Origin of the sequence: Pseudomonas sp. LB-090624 (assembly GCF_003205205.1) — a bacterium.
GTDB lineage: Bacteria > Pseudomonadota > Gammaproteobacteria > Pseudomonadales > Pseudomonadaceae > Aquipseudomonas.
Window position 1 is genome coordinate 13,264 of the sequence record NZ_QJRL01000012.1, and the last position, 17,957, is coordinate 31,220.

Genomic DNA, 17,957 nt, shown 5'->3' on the forward strand with positions numbered 1-17,957 from the left:
GGCCACGTTCACTCAGAATTCCTGTTGATGTGCAGCGGGCTGCTTGCGCGGCGCAGGGGCAAAGCCAGGTTTGCCGGCGAGCACATTCTGCGCGCGCTCCAGGTCGATGTCCTTTTCCCAGCGGGCGATGGCCACGGTCGCCACACAGTTACCAATCAAGTTGGTCAACGCCCGGCCGATCCCCATGAACCAGTCCACTGCCAGTACCAGCACCAGGCCGACCACCGGAATCGCCGGCACGGCGGTCAGGGTGGCGGCAAGGATCACCAGCGCCGAGCCTGGGATGCCGTGAGCACCCTTGGAAGTCACCAGTGACACCAGCAGGATGGTCAGCAGGTCGGTCATCTCCAGCGGCGTGCCCGTGGCATTGGCGATGAACACGATGGCCAGGGTCAGGTAGATGGAGAAACCATCGAGGTTGAACGAGTAACCGGTGGGGATTACCAGGCCGACCGTGGACGTGCCAATGCCCAGGTGTTCCAGTTTGCGCATGATCTGTGGCAGCACGGCGTCTGAAGAGGCGGTGCCGAGGACGATGGTCAGTTCTTCACGCAGGTACTTGATCAGCGGCAGCAGCTTCAAGCCCGACAGGCGCATCACCGTGCCCAGCACGATCAGCACGAAGCCGGCGCACGTCAGGTAGAACAGTGCGACCAGCCCGCCCAGGTGCTGCAGCGACTCCAGGCCGTATTTGCTGGTGGTGAAGGCGATGGCGCCGAACACGCCGATCGGTGCCAGGCGTACGATCATGCCCATGATGCGGAAGATTACATGGCTCAGTTCGTTGATCAGCCGCGAAATACCCGCAGCCGAGTCACCCACCAGGTTCAACGCGCTACCGAACAGCACCGAGAACAGCAATACCTGAAGAATATTGTTGTCGGCGAACGCGCCGATCACCGAGGTGGGAATCAGGTCCATGAAGAACGCGGTGGCGCCATGGATGTGCTGGCCCCGTTCGGCCAGGCTGCTGGCGTCGGCGCTGGACAGCTGGTCCAGATGGATATTGGCGCCGCTGCCAATGCCGCTGCTGAAGGCGAACACCAGGCCGATCACCAGCGCCAGGGTGGTCAGCACCTCGAAGTAGATCACTGATTTCAGGCCGATGCGCCCGACCTTTTTCAGGTCGCCGGCGCCCGAGATGCCACTGACCACCACGCAGAACACGATCAGGCCGATAAGCATCTTGATCAGCTTGATGAAGCCGTCGCCGAGGGGTTTGAGTTGCAGGGAGAGGTCGGGGAAGCTTAGGCCGCAGGCGATGCCGAGGGCAAGGCCGAGCACGACTTGCAGGAATATCGAACGCGAGCACCATTTGAGCATGGGAGAAGTCTCAGATCGGTGTCCTTGCTTCGGTAGCCGCACGGGGCGAAAGAGCGCAGGACTTAATTATTGTGGTCTTACCGGTTTGTTCAGCGCGAAGCCATAAAAGCGCGAAAAAACTGCCATTGCAAGGTTTTTTGGCCTTACCGGTCTGACCAGTTATGGGGCAATCCGGCCTGCTGGGCTCTAGTTCGGTGCGTGCCGCCCGATCTAATGGGCGAAACCGCGACCGCAGAGTCCTGCTCCGCCGTCGAGACGGGGATGAAGTCCAGTGCCAATACCCATGCTGCAATCTGCTTGCCAACCCTTCCCCGGGGTGGCGGCATTGGTCGGCACCGCGCACGCAGCGCCAACGCCGCCGCCTCGCACAGTAACTTTTCGACGGGCAAAAAAAACGGCACCTGCCAGAGGTGCCGTTTTATTTCACGCGGTATTACTTGTGCAGCTCTTCCGCTGCATACAGCGTGTTTTCCAGCAGGCAGGCCCGGGTCATCGGCCCGACGCCGCCCGGCACCGGGGTGATCCAGCCGGCGCGCGGCAGGGCGGTCTCGTAGACCACGTCGCCGACCAGCTTGCCGTCTTCCTGGCGGTTGATGCCCACGTCGATGACGATGGCGCCTTGCTTGACCCACTCACCCTTGACCAGGCCGGGTTTGCCGGCAGCCACGACCACCAGGTCGGCGCGCCCAACATGGCCAGCCAGGTCTTTGGTGAAGCGGTGGCAGACGGTCACGGTGCAGCCGGCCAGCAGCAGTTCCATGGCCATCGGCCGGCCAACGATGTTGGATGCGCCGACGATCACTGCGTTCATGCCGTACAGGTCCTGACCGGTGCTTTCCAGCAGGGTCATGATGCCTTTCGGCGTGCATGGGCGCAGCAGCGGGATGCGCTGGGCCAGGCGGCCGATGTTGTAGGGGTGGAAGCCGTCCACGTCCTTGTCCGGGCGGATGCGCTCGAGCAGCAGCGAGGCATCCAGGTGCGCCGGCAACGGCAGCTGTAGCAGGATGCCATCGACGGCCGGGTCGTCATTGAGGCGGTCGATCAGCTCGGTCAGGGTATCTTGCGTGGTTTCGCTAGGCAGGTCGAACGCCTGCGAAATGAAGCCGACCTCTTCGCAGTCCTTGCGCTTATGCGAGACATAGACTTGGGAAGCAGGGTCGGTGCCGACCAGGATCACCGCCAGGCCCGGAGTACGCAGGCCTTGCTGGCGACGCTCCACGACACGTTGAGCGATCTGCTGGCGCAAGCTGGCGGCGATTGCCTTGCCATCGATTAGGTGTGCAGTCATAGACGCGTGATTAACCATCGAGAAGGAAACAATAAAGAGCGCGCATTCTCGCACGACACGCGCCAAGGGCAAAGGCGGGTGGTCGGGCAAATGCCCTAACCCCTTAAATAATTTAAATTTTTTTGAAAAAGGTGTTGACGACTTTTGGGGTCGCCTATAAGATTCGCCGCACTTGTCGGGCACAGCCTAGCACTGGTTGGCTAAGTCGGGCAGAATAAGTGGTTTGGCAGTTACCTGTTAAATGCTTGTTCGGTTAGGCTTCAAGCTTAAGCGCCCGTAGCTCAGCTGGATAGAGCATCCGCCTTCTAAGCGGATGGTCGCAGGTTCGAGTCCTGCCGGGTGCGCCATTAGGCAGCTTTGGCAAGCAAGTAGGCGGTAATGCAATATGGTGGGCGTAGCTCAGTTGGTAGAGCGCTGGATTGTGATTCCAGTTGTCGTGGGTTCGATTCCCATCGTCCACCCCATATTCTTCAAGGGCGCCCCGGTAGTACATGGCGCCTTTGTTTTAAGCGTTACGCGGACGTGGTGAAATTGGTAGACACACTGGATTTAGGTTCCAGCGGCGCAAGCTGTAAGAGTTCGAGTCTCTTCGTCCGCACCATGCTTCTGTAAGGCTGTACAGCAGCAACGCAAGACCGCAATATGGTGGGCGTAGCTCAGTTGGTAGAGCGCTGGATTGTGATTCCAGTTGTCGTGGGTTCGATTCCCATCGTCCACCCCATATTATTGAAAAGGCGCCTTGATCGTGAGATCGGGCGCCTTTTTTGTTTTGGGCTTTTGAAGTATGGGGTGTGGGGTGCCTGGCTTTAGGGTTTTGGCATCTGTGAGATCGATGCAATCCACCCCTTGCAATCCTCTGGTGGCACCCCAATAAAAGCTGTTAGATTTCAGCTGGTTGAAACAGCGGCCCGGTTGGCCGGCAGAGGAACAACCCAATGATTGCAAAAGAAGCCCGTCAGGCCATGGCGCTGCAGCGCTTTGCCGAGGCCAATCCGCAACTGCTCGAGGAAATCCGCGAGCTGGATGCGCGTGAACAGGCCCAGCAGATCGAGTGGGCATTCGAGGATGCGGCTGAGGAGCAGGGTATTCAGCCCTGGGAACTGGCGCTGCAGCTGATCGCCGAAACCCCGGAGCAGTTGCGCGCCATGCGCCTGGAGACGCACCGCGAGGTGGCCGAAGCGCTGGGCGTGGAGTGGGAAGAATACTGCCAGTTCAACGAAGTCGATCCTGAATAAAGGAAGCGAATTCGCCGCTGGAAGTTGTTTGACAAGGTATTTCGGTTGTAGTGCGCCACTGGCGTGGTGCGGCCATTGATGAGGCAGGCCCGTCGCCATGTCGAACGGGCCTTGAAAGTTAATCGACCGGCGTGGTTTCCCGTCGTCCCGTGTGGGGTGACTTCTGCTGCGCGACTCACTAGAATGCTTGCCCTTGATTCTGGAGTCGGGCTAACGCCGGCTAACGTCTGTGCAACGAGGAATATCCATGCAAGTTTCTGTTGAAAACACTTCCGCTCTCGAGCGCCGCATGACCATCGCCGTTCCGGCCGAGCGCGTCGAGAACGAAGTCAACAAGCGTCTGCAACAGACTGCCAAGCGCGCCAAGGTTGCCGGCTTCCGTCCAGGCAAGGTGCCAATGAGCGTGATCCGTCAGCGCTTCGAAGCCGATGCCCGTCAGGAGGCTTTCGGTGACCTGGTTCAGGCTTCTTTCTACGAAGCCATCGTCGAGCAGAAACTGAACCCGGCTGGCGCTCCGGCTGTAGAGCCGAAGTCCTTCGAAAAGGGCAAGGACCTGGAGTTCGTCGCCATCTTCGAAGTGTTCCCGGAGTTCACTGTTGCTGGCCTGGAGTCGATCAACGTCGAGCGCCTGAGCGCCGAAGTGGCTGATGCCGACCTGGACAAGATGCTGGAAGTGCTGCGCAAGCAAAACACCCGCTACGAGGCCGTCGAGCGCGCCGCGCAGATCGACGACCAGGTCAACATCGATTTCGTCGGCAAGGTCGACGGTGAAGTGTTCGCCGGTGGTTCGGCCAAGGGCACCCAGCTGGTACTGGGCTCCGGCCGCATGATCCCTGGCTTCGAAGATGGTCTGGTGGGCGCCAAGGCTGGCGAAGAGCGCGTTGTCAACGTGACCTTCCCAGAGGACTACCAGAACCTCGACCTGGCTGGCAAAGCCGCCGAGTTCACCATCACCGTCAACAGCGTTTCCGCCCCTGTACTGCCAGAGCTGAACGAAGAATTCTTCGCTCAGTTCGGCATCAAGGAGTCGACCCTGGAAGGCTTCCGCGCCGAAGTTCGCAAGAACATGGAGCGTGAGCTGCGCCAGGCGATCAAGACCAAGGTGAAGAACCAGGTCATGGACGGTCTGCTGGCCGCCAACCCGATCGAAGTGCCGAAAGCCCTGCTGGAAAACGAAGTCAACCGTCTGCGCGTGCAGGCTGTTCAGCAGTTCGGCGGCAACATCAAGCCAGAGCAACTGCCGGCCGAGCTGTTCGAAGAGCAAGCCAAGCGCCGCGTGGTCCTGGGCCTGATCGTTGCCGAAGTGGTCAAGCAGTTCGAGCTGAAGCCGGACGATGCCAAGGTTCGCGAGATGATCGAAGAAATGGCCTCGGCTTACCAGGAGCCTGAGCAGGTCATCGCCTGGTACTACAAGAACGACCAGCAACTGAACGAAGTGCGTTCGGTTGTGCTGGAAGAACAAGTTGTAGATACTGTTCTGCAGAAAGCGACTGTGACCGACAAGTCGGTCTCGTACGAAGATGCTGTCAAACCAGCCGAGGCTCCTGCCGCAGCTGAGTAACAGGCTTCTCTCGTAGGAAACCCCCACAAGCCAGCCTTCGAGCTGGCTTGTGCGTTATCAAGCCATGACTATTTGGGAGTGAGCGCAGGACATGTCCCGCAATTCTTATATTCAGCAGAGCTCTGACATCCAGGCCGCAGGCGGCCTGGTCCCGATGGTTATCGAGCAGTCCGCCCGTGGCGAGCGCGCTTACGACATCTACTCGCGCTTGTTGAAAGAGCGAGTGATCTTCCTGGTTGGCCCGGTCGAAGACTACATGGCCAACCTCGTCGTTGCGCAGATGCTGTTCCTCGAAGCGGAAAACCCGGACAAGGATATCCATCTGTACATCAACTCGCCGGGTGGCTCCGTCACTGCCGGTATGTCGATCTACGACACCATGCAGTTCATCAAGCCGGACGTCTCGACCATCTGCATCGGCCAGGCCTGCAGCATGGGTGCCTTCCTGCTGGCTGCCGGTGCCAAAGGCAAGCGTCACTGCCTGCCTAACTCGCGTGTGATGATTCACCAGCCACTGGGCGGTTTCCAGGGGCAGGCCACCGATATCGAGATCCACGCCCAGGAAATCCTCAATATCAAGGCACGCCTGAACGAGCTGCTGGCCTACCACACCGGCCAGGACCTCGAGACCATCAAGCGTGACACCGAGCGTGACAACTTCATGAGCGCCTCGCGCGCGGCCGAGTACGGTCTGATCGACTCGGTCTACGACAAGCGGCAACTGGCCTCCTGAACCGGGGTGTCAGAGCAGGTAGGCGCGGAAAGCGCCTACCTGCGGACTTGAAAAAGCCCGCAATTGCCTTCATCTTGTGTTGCAAGCCTACCGGATTGGATCGATCGAATGACTGACACCCGTAACGGCGAGGACAGCGGCAAATTGCTCTATTGCTCCTTCTGCGGCAAAAGCCAGCACGAAGTGCGCAAATTGATTGCCGGGCCCTCGGTATTTATCTGCGACGAGTGCGTCGACCTGTGCAATGACATCATCCGTGAGGAGGTGCAGGAAGCCCAGGCCGAGAGCAGCGCGCACAAATTGCCTTCGCCGAAAGAAATCAGCGGCATCCTGGACCAGTACGTGATTGGTCAGGAGCGCGCGAAGAAGGTGCTGGCCGTAGCGGTGTACAACCACTACAAGCGCCTGAACCAGCGTGACAAGAAGGGTGACGAAGTCGAACTGGGCAAGAGCAACATCCTGCTCATCGGGCCGACCGGCTCGGGCAAGACCCTGCTCGCCGAAACCCTGGCACGCCTGTTGAACGTACCGTTTACCATTGCTGACGCCACCACCCTGACCGAAGCCGGTTATGTGGGTGAGGACGTCGAAAACATCATCCAGAAGCTGTTGCAGAAGTGCGACTACGACGTGGAAAAGGCCCAGATGGGCATTGTCTACATCGACGAAATCGACAAGATCTCGCGCAAGTCGGACAACCCGTCCATTACCCGTGATGTCTCGGGCGAGGGCGTGCAGCAGGCACTGCTGAAACTGATCGAAGGCACTGTGGCCTCGGTTCCGCCGCAAGGCGGCCGCAAGCACCCGCAACAGGAGTTCCTGCAGGTTGATACCCGCAACATCCTGTTCATCTGCGGTGGCGCGTTCTCGGGCCTGGAAAAGGTCATCCAGAACCGCTCCACCAAAGGTGGCATCGGGTTTGGTGCCGAAGTGCGCAGCAAGGAAGAGGGCAAGAAGGTTGGCGAGTCCCTGCGTGAGGTCGAGCCGGACGATCTGGTCAAGTTTGGCCTGATTCCGGAATTCGTCGGCCGCCTGCCGGTACTGGCTACCCTCGACGAGCTGGATGAGGCTGCACTGATGCAGATCCTTACCGAGCCGAAGAACGCCCTTACCAAGCAGTATGCCAAGCTGTTCGAGATGGAAAGCGTCGACCTCGAGTTCCGCAGCGATGCGCTCAAGGCCGTTGCACGCAAGGCCCTGGAGCGCAAAACCGGCGCCCGTGGCCTGCGTTCGATCCTCGAAGGCGTGCTGCTCGACACCATGTACGAGATTCCTTCGCAGAAGGATGTCAGCAAGGTGGTGATCGACGAGAGCGTCATCGAAGGCACTTCGCAGCCGCTGATGATCTACGAGAACAGCGAGCCGCAAGCCAAGGCCGCGCCAGACGCCTGATTCAGGCAATGGCCGGTTCACGGTTGCAAATCAGAAGGGGGCCTGCGGGCCCCTTTCTGCTTTTCCTGCGCTAGCGCTTGTAATTTCCAAAGCCTACCCCCACATTAGGTCCAAGCATCATTTCAACCGGTTTCCGGCCATAAGGCCGCTGTAGAGGCGAAATCATGAAGACCACCCTCGACTTGCCTCTTTTGCCATTGCGCGATGTCGTTGTTTACCCGCACATGGTTATCCCGCTGTTCGTGGGGCGCGAAAAATCCATCGAAGCCCTCGAGGCGGCGATGACGGGCGAAAAGCAGATTCTCCTGCTGGCCCAGAAAAACCCAGCAGATGACGACCCGGGCGAGGACGCTTTGTACCGTGTCGGTACCGTTGCCACCGTGCTGCAATTGCTGAAGCTGCCTGACGGCACCGTCAAGGTGCTGGTCGAGGGCGAGCAGCGGGGCGCGGTCGAGCGTTTCACCGAAGTAGAAGGGCACATCCGTGCCGAAGTTTCCCTGATCGACGAAACCGACACCGCCGAGCGCGAGTCGGAAGTGTTCGTGCGCACGCTGCTGTCGCAATTCGAGCAGTATGTGCAGCTGGGCAAGAAAGTCCCTGCCGAAGTGCTGTCTTCGTTGAACAGCATCGAAGAGCCCGGGCGCCTGGTCGACACCATGGCCGCCCACATGGCCCTGAAGATCGAGCAGAAGCAGGAAATTCTTGAAATCGTCGACCTGGCCACCCGTGTCGAGCACGTGCTGGCGCTGCTGGATGCCGAGATCGACCTGTTGCAGGTCGAAAAACGTATCCGCGGCCGGGTCAAGAAACAGATGGAGCGCAGCCAGCGCGAGTACTACCTGAATGAGCAGATGAAGGCCATTCAGAAGGAGCTCGGCGATGGTGACGAAGGCCACAACGAAGTCGAAGAGCTGAAGAAGCGCATCGAAGCCGCTGGCCTGCCCAAGGACGCCCTGACCAAGGCCCAGGCCGAGCTCAACAAGCTCAAGCAGATGTCGCCGATGTCCGCTGAGGCAACCGTGGTGCGCTCGTACCTCGACTGGCTGGTGCAGGTGCCGTGGAAGGCCCAGAGCAAGGTACGCCTGGACCTGACCAAGGCCGAGGAAATCCTCGATGCCGACCACTATGGCCTGGAGGAGGTCAAGGAGCGCATCCTCGAGTACCTCGCCGTGCAGAAACGCGTCAAGAAAATCCGTGGCCCGGTCCTGTGCCTGGTCGGCCCGCCCGGCGTTGGTAAGACCTCGCTGGCCGAGTCGATCGCTGCCGCCACCAACCGCAAGTTCGTGCGCATGGCCTTGGGTGGCGTGCGTGACGAGGCCGAGATTCGTGGCCACCGCCGCACCTACATCGGTTCCATGCCCGGTCGCCTGATTCAGAAGATGACCAAGGTGGGCGTGCGCAACCCGCTGTTCCTGCTCGATGAAATCGACAAGATGGGCAGCGACATGCGCGGCGACCCGGCTTCGGCGCTGCTGGAAGTGCTCGACCCGGAGCAGAACCACAACTTCAACGACCACTACCTGGAAGTCGACTACGACCTCTCGGACGTGATGTTCCTCTGCACCTCGAACTCGATGAACATCCCGCCGGCGCTGCTGGACCGGATGGAAGTCATCCGCCTGCCGGGCTACACCGAGGACGAGAAGATCAACATTGCGGTCAAGTACCTGGTGCCGAAGCAGGTCAAGGCCAACGGCTTGAAGAAGGACGAGCTGGAGGTCGATGTCTCGGCGATCCGTGACATCATCCGTTTCTACACCCGCGAAGCCGGTGTGCGAGGGCTGGAACGCCAGATCGCCAAGGTTTGCCGCAAGGTGGTCAAGGAACATACCGGGCAGAAGCAGGTCAAGGTCAAGGTGGCCAGCGAGCAGCTGGAGCACTTGCTGGGCGTGCGCAAGTTCCGCTACGGCCTGGCCGAGCAACAGGACCAGATCGGCCAGGTTACCGGCCTGGCCTGGACCCAGGTGGGCGGCGAATTGCTGACCATCGAAGCCGTGGTCATCCCCGGCAAGGGTCAGCTGATCAAGACCGGCTCGCTGGGCGATGTCATGGTCGAATCGATTACGGCTGCACAGACCGTGGTGCGTAGCCGCGCCCGCAGCCTGGGGATTGCCGCGGACTTCCACGAGAAGCACGACGTGCATATCCACATGCCTGAGGGCGCCACGCCGAAGGACGGCCCGAGCGCCGGCATAGGCATGTGCACCGCGCTGGTGTCGGCGCTGACGCAGATTCCGGTACGTGCCGATGTGGCCATGACCGGCGAAATCACCCTGCGTGGCCAGGTATTGGCCATTGGCGGTTTGAAGGAAAAACTGCTGGCGGCACATCGTGGCGGGATCAAGACGGTGATCATTCCGGAGGAGAATGTTCGCGACTTGAAAGAGATTCCGGAAAATATCAAGCAGGATCTGCAGATCAAACCGGTCAAATGGATTGACGAAGTCCTGCAAATTGCGCTGCAATACGCCCCGGAGCCCTTGCCAGATGTGGCTCCGGAGATTGTCGCGAAAGACGAGAAGCGCGACGGCGATGCTAAGGAAAGAATCAGCACGCATTAGTAGTTTTTGGCTGGGGGGCTTTCCTTGACAGTATTTTCGGCGCCTTGCTATAAAGCGGCACGTTATTGTCGCCATGCCTCCCAGCACACGTTTCATAAGCTTTTCATTACATACTTAGAAACAAACTCAATAGAGAAATAAGGGGACTTAGAGTGAACAAGTCGGAACTGATTGACGCTATCGCCGCATCTGCTGACATCCCGAAAGCTGTAGCCGGCCGTGCGCTGGACGCAGTAATCGAATCCGTCACCGGCGCCCTGAAGCAAGGTGACGATGTGGTACTGGTTGGCTTCGGTACCTTCTCGGTCAAAGAGCGCGCCGAGCGCACTGGCCGCAACCCACAAACCGGTAAGGCGATCAAGATCGAAGCCGCCAAGGTTCCAGGTTTCAAGGCAGGTAAAGGCCTGAAAGACGCCGTCAACTAAGTCGTCTTTCAGCCGGACCCGGCCAGGCCTGGTCCGAGCACGGTGATGGCGGGGCGCAAACGTTCCCGCCTGACACGTTTGCTAAGCAAAGGCGCATCCTCGGATGCGCCTTTCTTTTATCAGGATTCTACCCACGCTCCGCGGTTGTCGACGCAGTGGTACAGCCGTTTCTGGGGGACGCATGCTGCAAAATATCAGGGACAATTCACAAGGTTGGATTGCCAAGACCATCATCGGCCTTATCGTCGTGTTGATGGCATTGACCGGCTTCGAAGCTATTTTCCAGGCCGCCACCCATAGCCAGGACGCTGCCAAGGTAAATGGCCAGACTATCAGCCAGAACGAGCTGAGCCAGGCGGCCGACATGCAGCGCCGCCAACTGGTGCAACAGTTGGGCAAGGATTTCGACCCGGCTTTGCTGGATGACAAATTGCTGCGCGAAGAGGCGCTCAAGGGGCTGATCAGCCGCAAACTGCTGCTGCAGGGTGCCGAGGATGCCAAGTTTGCCTTCTCCGACGCCGCACTGGATCAGGTCATTCTGCAGACGCCGGAGTTCCAGGTGGACGGCAAGTTCAGTGCCGACCGTTTCGACCAGGTCATCCGCCAGATGGGCTACGGTCGCATGCAGTTCCGCGACATGCTCGCCGAAGAAATGCTCATCGGCCAGCTGCGCACGGGCCTGGCCGGCAGCAGCTTTGTCACCGACCAGCAGGTCGATGCCTTCGCCCGTTTGGAGAAACAGACCCGCGACTTCGCTTCCCTGACCTTCAAGGCCGATCCGGCTGCGGTCAAGGTCAGCGACGATGAAGTCAAGGCGCACTACGACCAGCACGCCAAGGAGTTCATGTCGCCTGATCAGGTGGTGATCGACTACATCGAGCTCAAGAAGTCGGCGTTCTTCGACCAGGTCAAGGTGACCGACGAAGAACTCAAGGCTCAGTACGAGAAGGAAATCGCCAACCTCGCCGAGCAGCGCCATGCCGCGCACATCCTCATCGAGGTGAACGACAAGGTCACCGATGCCCAAGCCAAGGCCCGTGCCGAGGAGATTGAGCAACGCCTGGCCAAGGGTGAGGACTTTGCCGCACTGGCCAAGGAATTCTCCCAGGACCCGGGCTCGGCCAACAACGGTGGTGACCTCGGCTTTGCTGGCCCGGGCGTCTACGACCCGGCCTTCGAGGAGGCGCTGTACAAGCTGCAGGATGGCCAGGTATCGGCGCCCGTGCGCACCGAGTTCGGCTACCACCTGATCAAGCTGTTGGGCGTGGAAGCACCTGAAGTACCGAGCTTTGCCAGCTTGAAGGACAAGCTGACCCGTGACCTGAAGACCCCGTTGGTAGAGCAGCGTTACGTCGATGCCAGCAAGCAGCTGCAGGATGCGGCCTACGAGGCTTCCGACCTGGCCCAGCCGGCCCAGGACCTGAACCTCAAGGTGCACACCTCGGCCGCCTTCGGCCGCGAGGGTGGTGAAGGCATCACTGCCAACCGCTCAGTGGTGCAGGCTGCGTTCTCCGAAGAAGTGCTGGACGAGGGTGCCAACAGCACCGCTATCGAGCTCGACCCGGAAACCACCGTGGTGCTGCGCGTCAAGGAGCACCGCAAGCCAGAGCAACTGCCGCTGGAAGCTGTAGCTCAGAATATCCGCGAGCACCTGGCCAAGGAGAAGGCGACAGCCGAACTCAAGACCAAGGCGGACAAGCTGATCGCAGGCCTGCGTGACGGCTCCATCGCCGCTGGCGGCGTGCACGAAGGGCAGGCGTGGAAAGCCTACGAAGCAGTTACCCGTGGAGAGGACGGCATCGACCCGGCCGAACTCCAGGCGCTGTTCCGTCTGGGCAAGCCCCAAGCCAAGGATAAGCCGGTGTATGGCAGCGTCGTGCTGCGTGACGGCAGCTTGGTGGTGCTGCAGCTCAAGGGTGTCAACGATGGGGCTGCTGCCACCGACGAAGAGAAGCAGCAGATCCGTCGCTACCTCGCCTCGCGTGCTGGCCAGCAGGACTTTGCCGCCTTCCGCAAGCAGTTGGAAGCCAATGCGGACATCACGCGTTACTAAAGTGATCGCTGCATGACAAACAGGCCGCCTCGTGCGGCCTGTTTCATTTGTGTTGCCGGTGCTCGGCGACAGTTCGTCAGCGCTTCACCCCTTCATAGCTGTCCAGCGTATCCCGCGCAATCTCCCGCCCCAAAGCGATCAGCTCCGGCGCTTTGTAGAACTCGAAAAAACGGCACACCCGCTTGGGCACGTTGATCAGCACATCCGGTGGATAACCAGCGATCTTGTACTGCGCCAACGAAGTCTGCATGACTTCGAAGCTCTGGTTGATCAAGTCCAGCAGCGAAGCAGGGCCTACGTTGTCGATGATGAACGAACCCGTGGCCGATTTCGGTGCGCCCTCGCGCTCCGGTGCCGCTGCTGGTTGCTGGCCTTCCGGGTCGGGGGCATCGTTCAGCCATGGGCTTGGTGGCGCCAGCCCTTCGGCGACGATTTCCTGTTCGATACGGATCAGCTCCTCCGCAGGTTTGCGCCGGAAAGGCAAGCGTGAGCCCAGCGAACTGAGCAAGGCGTCGAAGCGCATCTTGAACGCGGCCGGGCGTTCGATCACCGGCAACTGGTACTGCTTCTGGTTGGTGGCATTGAGGTTGACCGCAATAATGAGGTCGCAATGGCTGGAGACCACCGGCACGATCGGCAGCGGGTTGAGGATGCCGCCATCGACCAGCATGCGGTTGCCCTGCATCACGGGCGTGAACAGGCTGGGGATGGCCGCCGAAGCGCGCATGGCCTGGTGCAGGCAGCCCTCCTGGAACCAGATTTCCTGCTGGTTGGTAAGGTCGGCGGCGACCGCCGTGTAGGGAATGCGCAGTTGCTCGATGTTGATCTCGCCCACGATCTTGCGGATTTGCCCGAACACCTTGTCGCCGCGTATCGCGCCGAGGCGGAAGCTGACGTCGACCAGGCGCAACACATCCAGGTAATCCAGGCTTTCGATCCAGTTGCGGTATTCGTCGAGCTTGCCGGCGGCGTAAATGCCGCCGATCACTGCGCCCATGGAGCAGCCTGCCACGCAGGCGATGTCGTAGCCACGGCGCTCGATTTCCTCGATCACGCCAATGTGCGCATACCCCCGTGCTCCACCTGATCCCAGTACCAGTGCCACACGTTTACTCATGAACATTCCCCGTCCAGTGCCACCATGGTCCTACAATGCACCTATCGCTGCCTGTGCTTCAATGTAGATCGCGCTGAGCTAGTGCAAAAATGCCGGCAAACGAAGCGGCTGAGCGCGGCACTTTTCTATTGCCGGAGCGTCGAAATGCCATTGTTCTTTACACCTTTGAGGTATTACCGATGAAAGCCTGGATCTGCCTTCCACTGTTTGCCCTGGCCCTGGCCGGCTGTGCGGGCAAAACGGCCTACCGTGACAGTTGCGCGACCCAACTGGATGCCGCCTGGAAGGAGCTGGACCTGGCCAAGGCTGAAGGCTTTGCCGGTGCCGTCAGCTACTCCAAGGCCCTGTCCTTGTTGACCGGAGCCAAGACCCAACAACAGTTCGAAGGTTACGAGAGCTGTACCAACAAAGCCGAGAAGGCGCGCTTCTATATCCGTGAGTCCCGCGCCGGGCGCTAACCAAGGAGCGTTTCATGTCCGCGATGCTTGACCACGTGGTTGCCCAGATACTGGTTTTGCAGGTGCGTTTGCTGGCCTGTCGTGAACGCCTGGCGGCCGATACCGACAGCGAGGCCTTGCACGACCTGCGCATCGCGGTGCGCCGCCTGCGCAGCCTGCTGCGGCCACTGCGCGGGCTGCCGGGGGTGGAGCAGCTGGAGGATGCCGCGGGCGCGTTGGGGACGCTCACCACCCCGTTGCGTGACCGTGAAGTACTGGCGGCCGAACTGCTGGCCCGCGGTCACGGCGCAGCGGGGCAGCGTCGGCTGGAAGGGCGTGGCAAGGTTTTCGCCAGTGTCGCTGCCAGTCCGCAGCTGGCGAGGGTGCTGGCGATAGTCGATGCCTTTCCGCTGTTCCTGCGCGCAGCTGGCCGTGAAGGCCTGGTCAAGTCGCTGGACAAGCGCATCGACAAGCGCCTGGTCAAGCAATGGCGCAAGTTGCGTGACGCCTTGCAGGACCCCGCCCACGACCGCCACCGCCTGCGCTTGCTGATCAAACGTGCGCGCTATGGCGACGAGGCCTACCCGCAGCTCGATCACGCCGGCAAGAAACTGCAACGCCTGCTGAAAAAGGCCCAGGGCGACTTGGGCGACTGGCATGATCGGCTGCAGTGGTTGCTGCAGGCGCGTGAACAGGCCGACCTGGCGCATTGCAAGGTGGACTGGGAGCGGGAGCTGCACGAGGCCGAGCAGAAGGCAGATGTAACCCTGGATGCCCTGCAGCAGGCGCTGGCAAGGCGCTAGCCCGAAAAATGACCGAAATGCGGGCTGATCACCCGGGGTTTGCTGGCTAGGATGGGCAGACCTTTTCGTTGCAGGCAGGAGCCGCTCCATGAATTTCAACCAACTGCTCGACGCCGTACGGGCCAACCCCGATGCCGTCAGTGTTCCGCCAAGCTGGGCGCAGGGGCGCGCTGCCTTTGGCGGGCTGATGGCGGCCATGGTGTATGAGGCCATGCGGCTGAAACTCAGCGATAGCCGCCCGGTGCGTTCGCTGGCCATCAGCTTCGTGGCACCGGCCGCTGCGGATGTGCCCATCCGTTTCGAGGTCGAGGTGCTGCGCGAGGGTAAAGCGGTCAGTACCTTGCTGGGTCGTGCCGTTCAGGAGGGCCAGGTGGTGACCCTGGTGCAAGGCAACTTCGGTGCGGGGCGGCCTTCGGCAGTAGAGGTGCCGGCTTTACCGGCGATGGACATGAAGGCGCTCGAAGACGCGGCCCCCGAACTGCCCTATATCAAGGGAGTGACCCCGGAATTCATGCGCCATGTAGCCTTGCGCTGGGCAGTGGGCGGGTTGCCTTTCACTGGCAATCAGTCGCGCAAGATGGGCGGTTGGGTGCGCCTGCGGGATGTTGCCGTAGAGCCAGTGAACGAAGCGCACTTGCTTGCCTTGGTCGATGCCTGGCCGCCGAGCCTGATGCCGTTTCTCAAGCAGCCCGCTGCGGGCAGTACATTGACCTGGACCATTGAATTTATTCAGCCAACGGCCAAGCTGTCGACGATGGACTGGTGCCGGTATTGCGTAGAGACCGAGCATGCCAGGGACGGTTACGGGCATGCCGCTGCCGCGCTGTGGACGGCGCAAGGGGAATTGTTGGCCCTGAGCCGACAGACCGTCACCGTGTTTGCCTGATAGGCCTTGGGAGCGCGGCGCGCTGCTTCCCGACGCAATGCCGCGCCCAAGGCTTCAGTGCCGGTGCTTGTGCCGCTCCCGCCAGGCTCTCCACCAGGCCCCGCTCAGGACAAACCGCGGAAAGGTGATGAATTGTTCGGTCAGCAGCCGCTTTACGGCATCCTGGCGGTTGGCGAATGGCTCGGGCTGTTCGGCTTCCAGGCGGTGACCCTGGCGCTGCAGGCCCAGGCCGGCAATCACGGAGATGACACCCACCGCGATCTGGCCCAGATCAAGGCCAAACAGGCCGGACAACACCAGTAGTGCGCCGAGGATGAACAACGGCACGGCAATCAGGTGCAACACCAGGTTGGCCGGGTGGCGGTGGTTATGATGATAGCCGCGCCATTGCCAGGCGGGCAGGTTGGGCAGGCGTTTGCTCATGGGCATTTCCTCATCGTCATGCCCAAAGCTTAGTGCGGCCCCCCTCAGGGGGCCAATCGAGGCTGGCTATGATGACTATAGCTTGAGCTGGCCGATGGCCTTGCTCAGTTCGCCGGCCAGGGTCGCCAGCTCGCTGCTGGTGGTTGCCGAACCCACGGTTTGCTGCACAGTTTGCTCGGTGACGTCGCGGATGCTCACCACCGCGCGATTCATTTCCTCGGCCACCTGGCTTTGCTGCTCGGCTGCCACGGCAATCTGGGTATTGCTTTCGCGCATCTGCGCGACGGCCCCGGTAATTTCGGCCAGCGCCTCACCGGCTTCCTGTGCCTGGCGCACGCAGTCGTCAGCCTTATATGAGCTTTCCTGCATGAACTCCACTGCATCGCGGGTGCCCGACTGCAGAGCCGAGACCATGGTCGTGATCTCGTCAGTGGAGGTTTGCACGCGCTTGGCCAGGTTGCGCACCTCATCGGCAACCACGGCAAACCCCCGGCCCAGGTCGCCAGCGCGCGCCGCTTCGATGGCGGCGTTGAGTGCCAGCAGGTTGGTCTGCTCGGCGATGCTGTGGATTACGCCGACCACGCCGTTGATCTTCTGGCTGTCTTCGGCCAGCTGGCGAATCATCTCGGCCGTTTGCTGCACGCCGCTGGATAGCCCGGAGATCGACGCCTGCACACGGCTGACCACGTCCTTGCCACTGCCGGCCAAGGTGTCGGCGGTCTGTGACAAGTCGCGGGTGGCGCCAGCGTGCTGGGCAATGTGGTGCACGGTCGCCGACATCTGGTTGATGGCGGTGGCGGCCTGGTCGGTCTCGCTTTGCTGCCCGAGCATGCCGTGGCGCACGTCGCTCATGCTGGCGGCCAGGCGCGCAGCGCCCGAGTCCAGCTGTGCAGCGGTATGGGCGACGGTACTGACCACGCGGTGGTAGGTGGCTTGCATGGCGTTGAAGGCGCCGGCCATCTGGCCGACCTCGTCACCGCAGGCCAGCGGTACGCGGGCGGCCAGGTCGCCGGTTTTTTCCACGTGCAACATCACATCCTTGAGGGTATTGAGCTGGCTGAGCAGGAACCGGATCAGCAATTGCGAGGCGCCGAGCATGGCCAGCATCAGGATCAGCACGCAAACGGCATAATTGCTGAAACGGTCGAAGAAAACCTGCCTCAGGCTTGGCGACGGCGCCAGTACGGCCATGTGCTGATCGCCGACGTTCAGCACGTGTGCGCCACGCAGCGGGTTGTCGCCAAGGATCCACGCGCTTGGCAGCTCGACCCAGCCTTGGGCGCCGCGCAGGCCATCCAGCGCTTCGCCGGCAAAGGTTGGCGTTTGCCCCGCGGACCATTCGATGACGTTAGCCGGGCGTGGCACTGGCTGCCCGGCTGGCCAGGCGGCCAACAGCTGGGCTTGCGCGGCGGCCTGCGCCTGCGCCGCCTCGGCACGGGCGGATTGCTCCAGGTGCACGGCATAAAGCACCAGTAGCAAGGTCGTGACAAAGGCCACCGCGTTGACGGCCCAGAATTTGTACTTCAGGGAAACATTGCTAAGCCAGGCACCCATGGGCAGGTCTTCTCTGAGTTGAGCGTAAACAATATTGGCAAGGTGCCATCATTGTGCCCGCGCAAGCCATGGCTGTTGTTGATGTGTATCAAGGAAATCCTGCCGTCTGTATGGCCCTGTCGCCGGCAGGCCTTGGCAGCGGCGGTGTACTGTGGCTGCGGGCATA

The 17,957-nt window shown here is 60.9% G+C and carries 15 protein-coding genes and 4 tRNA genes; 14 read left to right on the forward strand and 5 right to left on the reverse strand.

Going from position 1 to position 17,957, the window contains the following annotated elements; all coding sequences use genetic code 11:
• Positions 1-12 precede the first annotated feature (12 nt).
• Together DMX11_RS13550 and folD are read right to left on the reverse strand one after the other, a co-directional pair.
• On the reverse strand, positions 13-1,323 hold the full coding sequence (locus tag DMX11_RS13550) for a C4-dicarboxylate transporter DctA (RefSeq protein ID WP_110744981.1): 1,311 nt from the start codon (positions 1,321-1,323) through the stop codon (positions 13-15).
• 433 nt (positions 1,324-1,756) lie between these two features.
• Positions 1,757-2,611: a bifunctional methylenetetrahydrofolate dehydrogenase/methenyltetrahydrofolate cyclohydrolase FolD gene (folD, locus tag DMX11_RS13555; protein ID WP_110744982.1), complete on the reverse strand. Its 855-nt coding sequence runs from the start codon at positions 2,609-2,611 to the stop codon at positions 1,757-1,759.
• Positions 2,612-2,881: 270 nt separating this feature from the next.
• Here folD and DMX11_RS13560 point away from each other — a divergent pair.
• The 11 genes from DMX11_RS13560 (at position 2,882) to DMX11_RS13610 (ending at position 12,571) form a co-directional block, all read left to right on the forward strand.
• Positions 2,882-2,958: transfer RNA gene (locus DMX11_RS13560), tRNA-Arg, on the forward strand.
• 41 nt (positions 2,959-2,999) lie between these two features.
• Positions 3,000-3,075: transfer RNA gene (locus DMX11_RS13565), tRNA-His, on the forward strand.
• Positions 3,076-3,127: 52 nt separating this feature from the next.
• A tRNA-Leu gene (locus DMX11_RS13570) sits at positions 3,128-3,212 on the forward strand.
• A 44-nt stretch (positions 3,213-3,256) separates the two neighbouring features.
• Positions 3,257-3,332: transfer RNA gene (locus tag DMX11_RS13575), tRNA-His, on the forward strand.
• A 214-nt stretch (positions 3,333-3,546) separates the two neighbouring features.
• The gene (locus tag DMX11_RS13580; RefSeq protein ID WP_110744983.1) at positions 3,547-3,846 is read left to right on the forward strand and encodes a DUF6388 family protein; all 300 of its coding nucleotides are present in this window, start codon (positions 3,547-3,549) and stop codon (positions 3,844-3,846) included.
• Positions 3,847-4,093: 247 nt separating this feature from the next.
• Entirely contained in the window at positions 4,094-5,407 is a 1,314-nt protein-coding gene (gene tig, locus DMX11_RS13585; protein WP_110744984.1) for a trigger factor, read from the forward strand.
• Positions 5,408-5,498: 91 nt separating this feature from the next.
• Entirely contained in the window at positions 5,499-6,140 is a 642-nt protein-coding gene (clpP, locus tag DMX11_RS13590) for an ATP-dependent Clp endopeptidase proteolytic subunit ClpP (RefSeq protein ID WP_009683825.1), read from the forward strand.
• A gap of 108 nt (positions 6,141-6,248) precedes the next feature.
• Complete coding sequence (clpX, locus tag DMX11_RS13595; RefSeq protein ID WP_110744985.1) at positions 6,249-7,532, forward strand: ATP-dependent Clp protease ATP-binding subunit ClpX; 1,284 nt, start codon at positions 6,249-6,251, stop codon at positions 7,530-7,532.
• Between the two features lie 164 nt (positions 7,533-7,696).
• Complete coding sequence (lon, locus tag DMX11_RS13600) at positions 7,697-10,093, forward strand: endopeptidase La (RefSeq protein WP_110744986.1); 2,397 nt, start codon at positions 7,697-7,699, stop codon at positions 10,091-10,093.
• A gap of 152 nt (positions 10,094-10,245) precedes the next feature.
• Positions 10,246-10,518 carry a nucleoid-associated protein HU-beta gene (gene hupB / locus DMX11_RS13605; RefSeq protein ID WP_003250246.1) on the forward strand — a complete coding sequence of 91 codons (273 nt, stop codon included), beginning with the start codon at positions 10,246-10,248 and terminating at the stop codon, positions 10,516-10,518.
• A 181-nt stretch (positions 10,519-10,699) separates the two neighbouring features.
• Entirely contained in the window at positions 10,700-12,571 is a 1,872-nt protein-coding gene (locus DMX11_RS13610; RefSeq protein ID WP_110744987.1) for a SurA N-terminal domain-containing protein, read from the forward strand.
• A gap of 76 nt (positions 12,572-12,647) precedes the next feature.
• Here DMX11_RS13610 and DMX11_RS13615 read toward each other — a convergent pair whose 3' ends face one another.
• Positions 12,648-13,688 carry a patatin-like phospholipase family protein gene (locus tag DMX11_RS13615; RefSeq protein ID WP_110745084.1) on the reverse strand — a complete coding sequence of 347 codons (1,041 nt, stop codon included), beginning with the start codon at positions 13,686-13,688 and terminating at the stop codon, positions 12,648-12,650.
• Positions 13,689-13,867: 179 nt separating this feature from the next.
• Here DMX11_RS13615 and DMX11_RS13620 point away from each other — a divergent pair, with 179 nt between their 5' ends.
• From DMX11_RS13620 to DMX11_RS13630, 3 genes are all read left to right on the forward strand, one after another.
• Positions 13,868-14,146: a hypothetical protein gene (locus DMX11_RS13620; protein ID WP_110744988.1), complete on the forward strand. Its 279-nt coding sequence runs from the start codon at positions 13,868-13,870 to the stop codon at positions 14,144-14,146.
• Between the two features lie 14 nt (positions 14,147-14,160).
• Complete coding sequence (locus tag DMX11_RS13625; RefSeq protein ID WP_110744989.1) at positions 14,161-14,928, forward strand: CHAD domain-containing protein; 768 nt, start codon at positions 14,161-14,163, stop codon at positions 14,926-14,928.
• An 88-nt stretch (positions 14,929-15,016) separates the two neighbouring features.
• Positions 15,017-15,814 (forward strand): acyl-CoA thioesterase II, encoded by a 798-nt coding sequence (locus tag DMX11_RS13630; RefSeq protein ID WP_110744990.1) that lies wholly within the window; start codon positions 15,017-15,019, stop codon positions 15,812-15,814.
• Positions 15,815-15,868: 54 nt separating this feature from the next.
• Here DMX11_RS13630 and DMX11_RS13635 read toward each other — a convergent pair whose 3' ends face one another.
• Both DMX11_RS13635 and DMX11_RS13640 read right to left on the reverse strand, forming a co-directional pair.
• A complete protein-coding gene (locus tag DMX11_RS13635) occupies positions 15,869-16,237 on the reverse strand; it encodes an Mpo1-like protein (RefSeq protein ID WP_110744991.1) in 369 nt (122 codons plus the stop codon).
• 75 nt (positions 16,238-16,312) lie between these two features.
• Positions 16,313-17,791, reverse strand: a complete 1,479-nt coding sequence (locus DMX11_RS13640) for a methyl-accepting chemotaxis protein (protein WP_110744992.1) — start codon at positions 17,789-17,791, stop codon at positions 16,313-16,315.
• Between the last annotated feature and the right edge of the window lie 166 nt (positions 17,792-17,957).

Coding starts and splice junctions, on each gene's coding strand:
- DMX11_RS13625 (WP_110744989.1), top strand. CDS start 14,161: ATGTCCGCGATGCTTGACCACGTGGTTGCCCAGATACTGGTTTTGCAG.
- DMX11_RS13580 (WP_110744983.1), top strand. CDS start 3,547: ATGATTGCAAAAGAAGCCCGTCAGGCCATGGCGCTGCAGCGCTTTGCC.
- DMX11_RS13630 (WP_110744990.1), top strand. CDS start 15,017: ATGAATTTCAACCAACTGCTCGACGCCGTACGGGCCAACCCCGATGCC.
- DMX11_RS13610 (WP_110744987.1), top strand. CDS start 10,700: ATGCTGCAAAATATCAGGGACAATTCACAAGGTTGGATTGCCAAGACC.
- tig (WP_110744984.1), top strand. CDS start 4,094: ATGCAAGTTTCTGTTGAAAACACTTCCGCTCTCGAGCGCCGCATGACC.
- folD (WP_110744982.1), bottom strand. CDS start 2,611: ATGACTGCACACCTAATCGATGGCAAGGCAATCGCCGCCAGCTTGCGC.
- clpX (WP_110744985.1), top strand. CDS start 6,249: ATGACTGACACCCGTAACGGCGAGGACAGCGGCAAATTGCTCTATTGC.
- DMX11_RS13615 (WP_110745084.1), bottom strand. CDS start 13,688: ATGAGTAAACGTGTGGCACTGGTACTGGGATCAGGTGGAGCACGGGGG.
- DMX11_RS13550 (WP_110744981.1), bottom strand. CDS start 1,323: ATGCTCAAATGGTGCTCGCGTTCGATATTCCTGCAAGTCGTGCTCGGC.
- DMX11_RS13640 (WP_110744992.1), bottom strand. CDS start 17,791: ATGGGTGCCTGGCTTAGCAATGTTTCCCTGAAGTACAAATTCTGGGCC.
- clpP (WP_009683825.1), top strand. CDS start 5,499: ATGTCCCGCAATTCTTATATTCAGCAGAGCTCTGACATCCAGGCCGCA.
- DMX11_RS13620 (WP_110744988.1), top strand. CDS start 13,868: ATGAAAGCCTGGATCTGCCTTCCACTGTTTGCCCTGGCCCTGGCCGGC.
- DMX11_RS13635 (WP_110744991.1), bottom strand. CDS start 16,237: ATGAGCAAACGCCTGCCCAACCTGCCCGCCTGGCAATGGCGCGGCTAT.
- lon (WP_110744986.1), top strand. CDS start 7,697: ATGAAGACCACCCTCGACTTGCCTCTTTTGCCATTGCGCGATGTCGTT.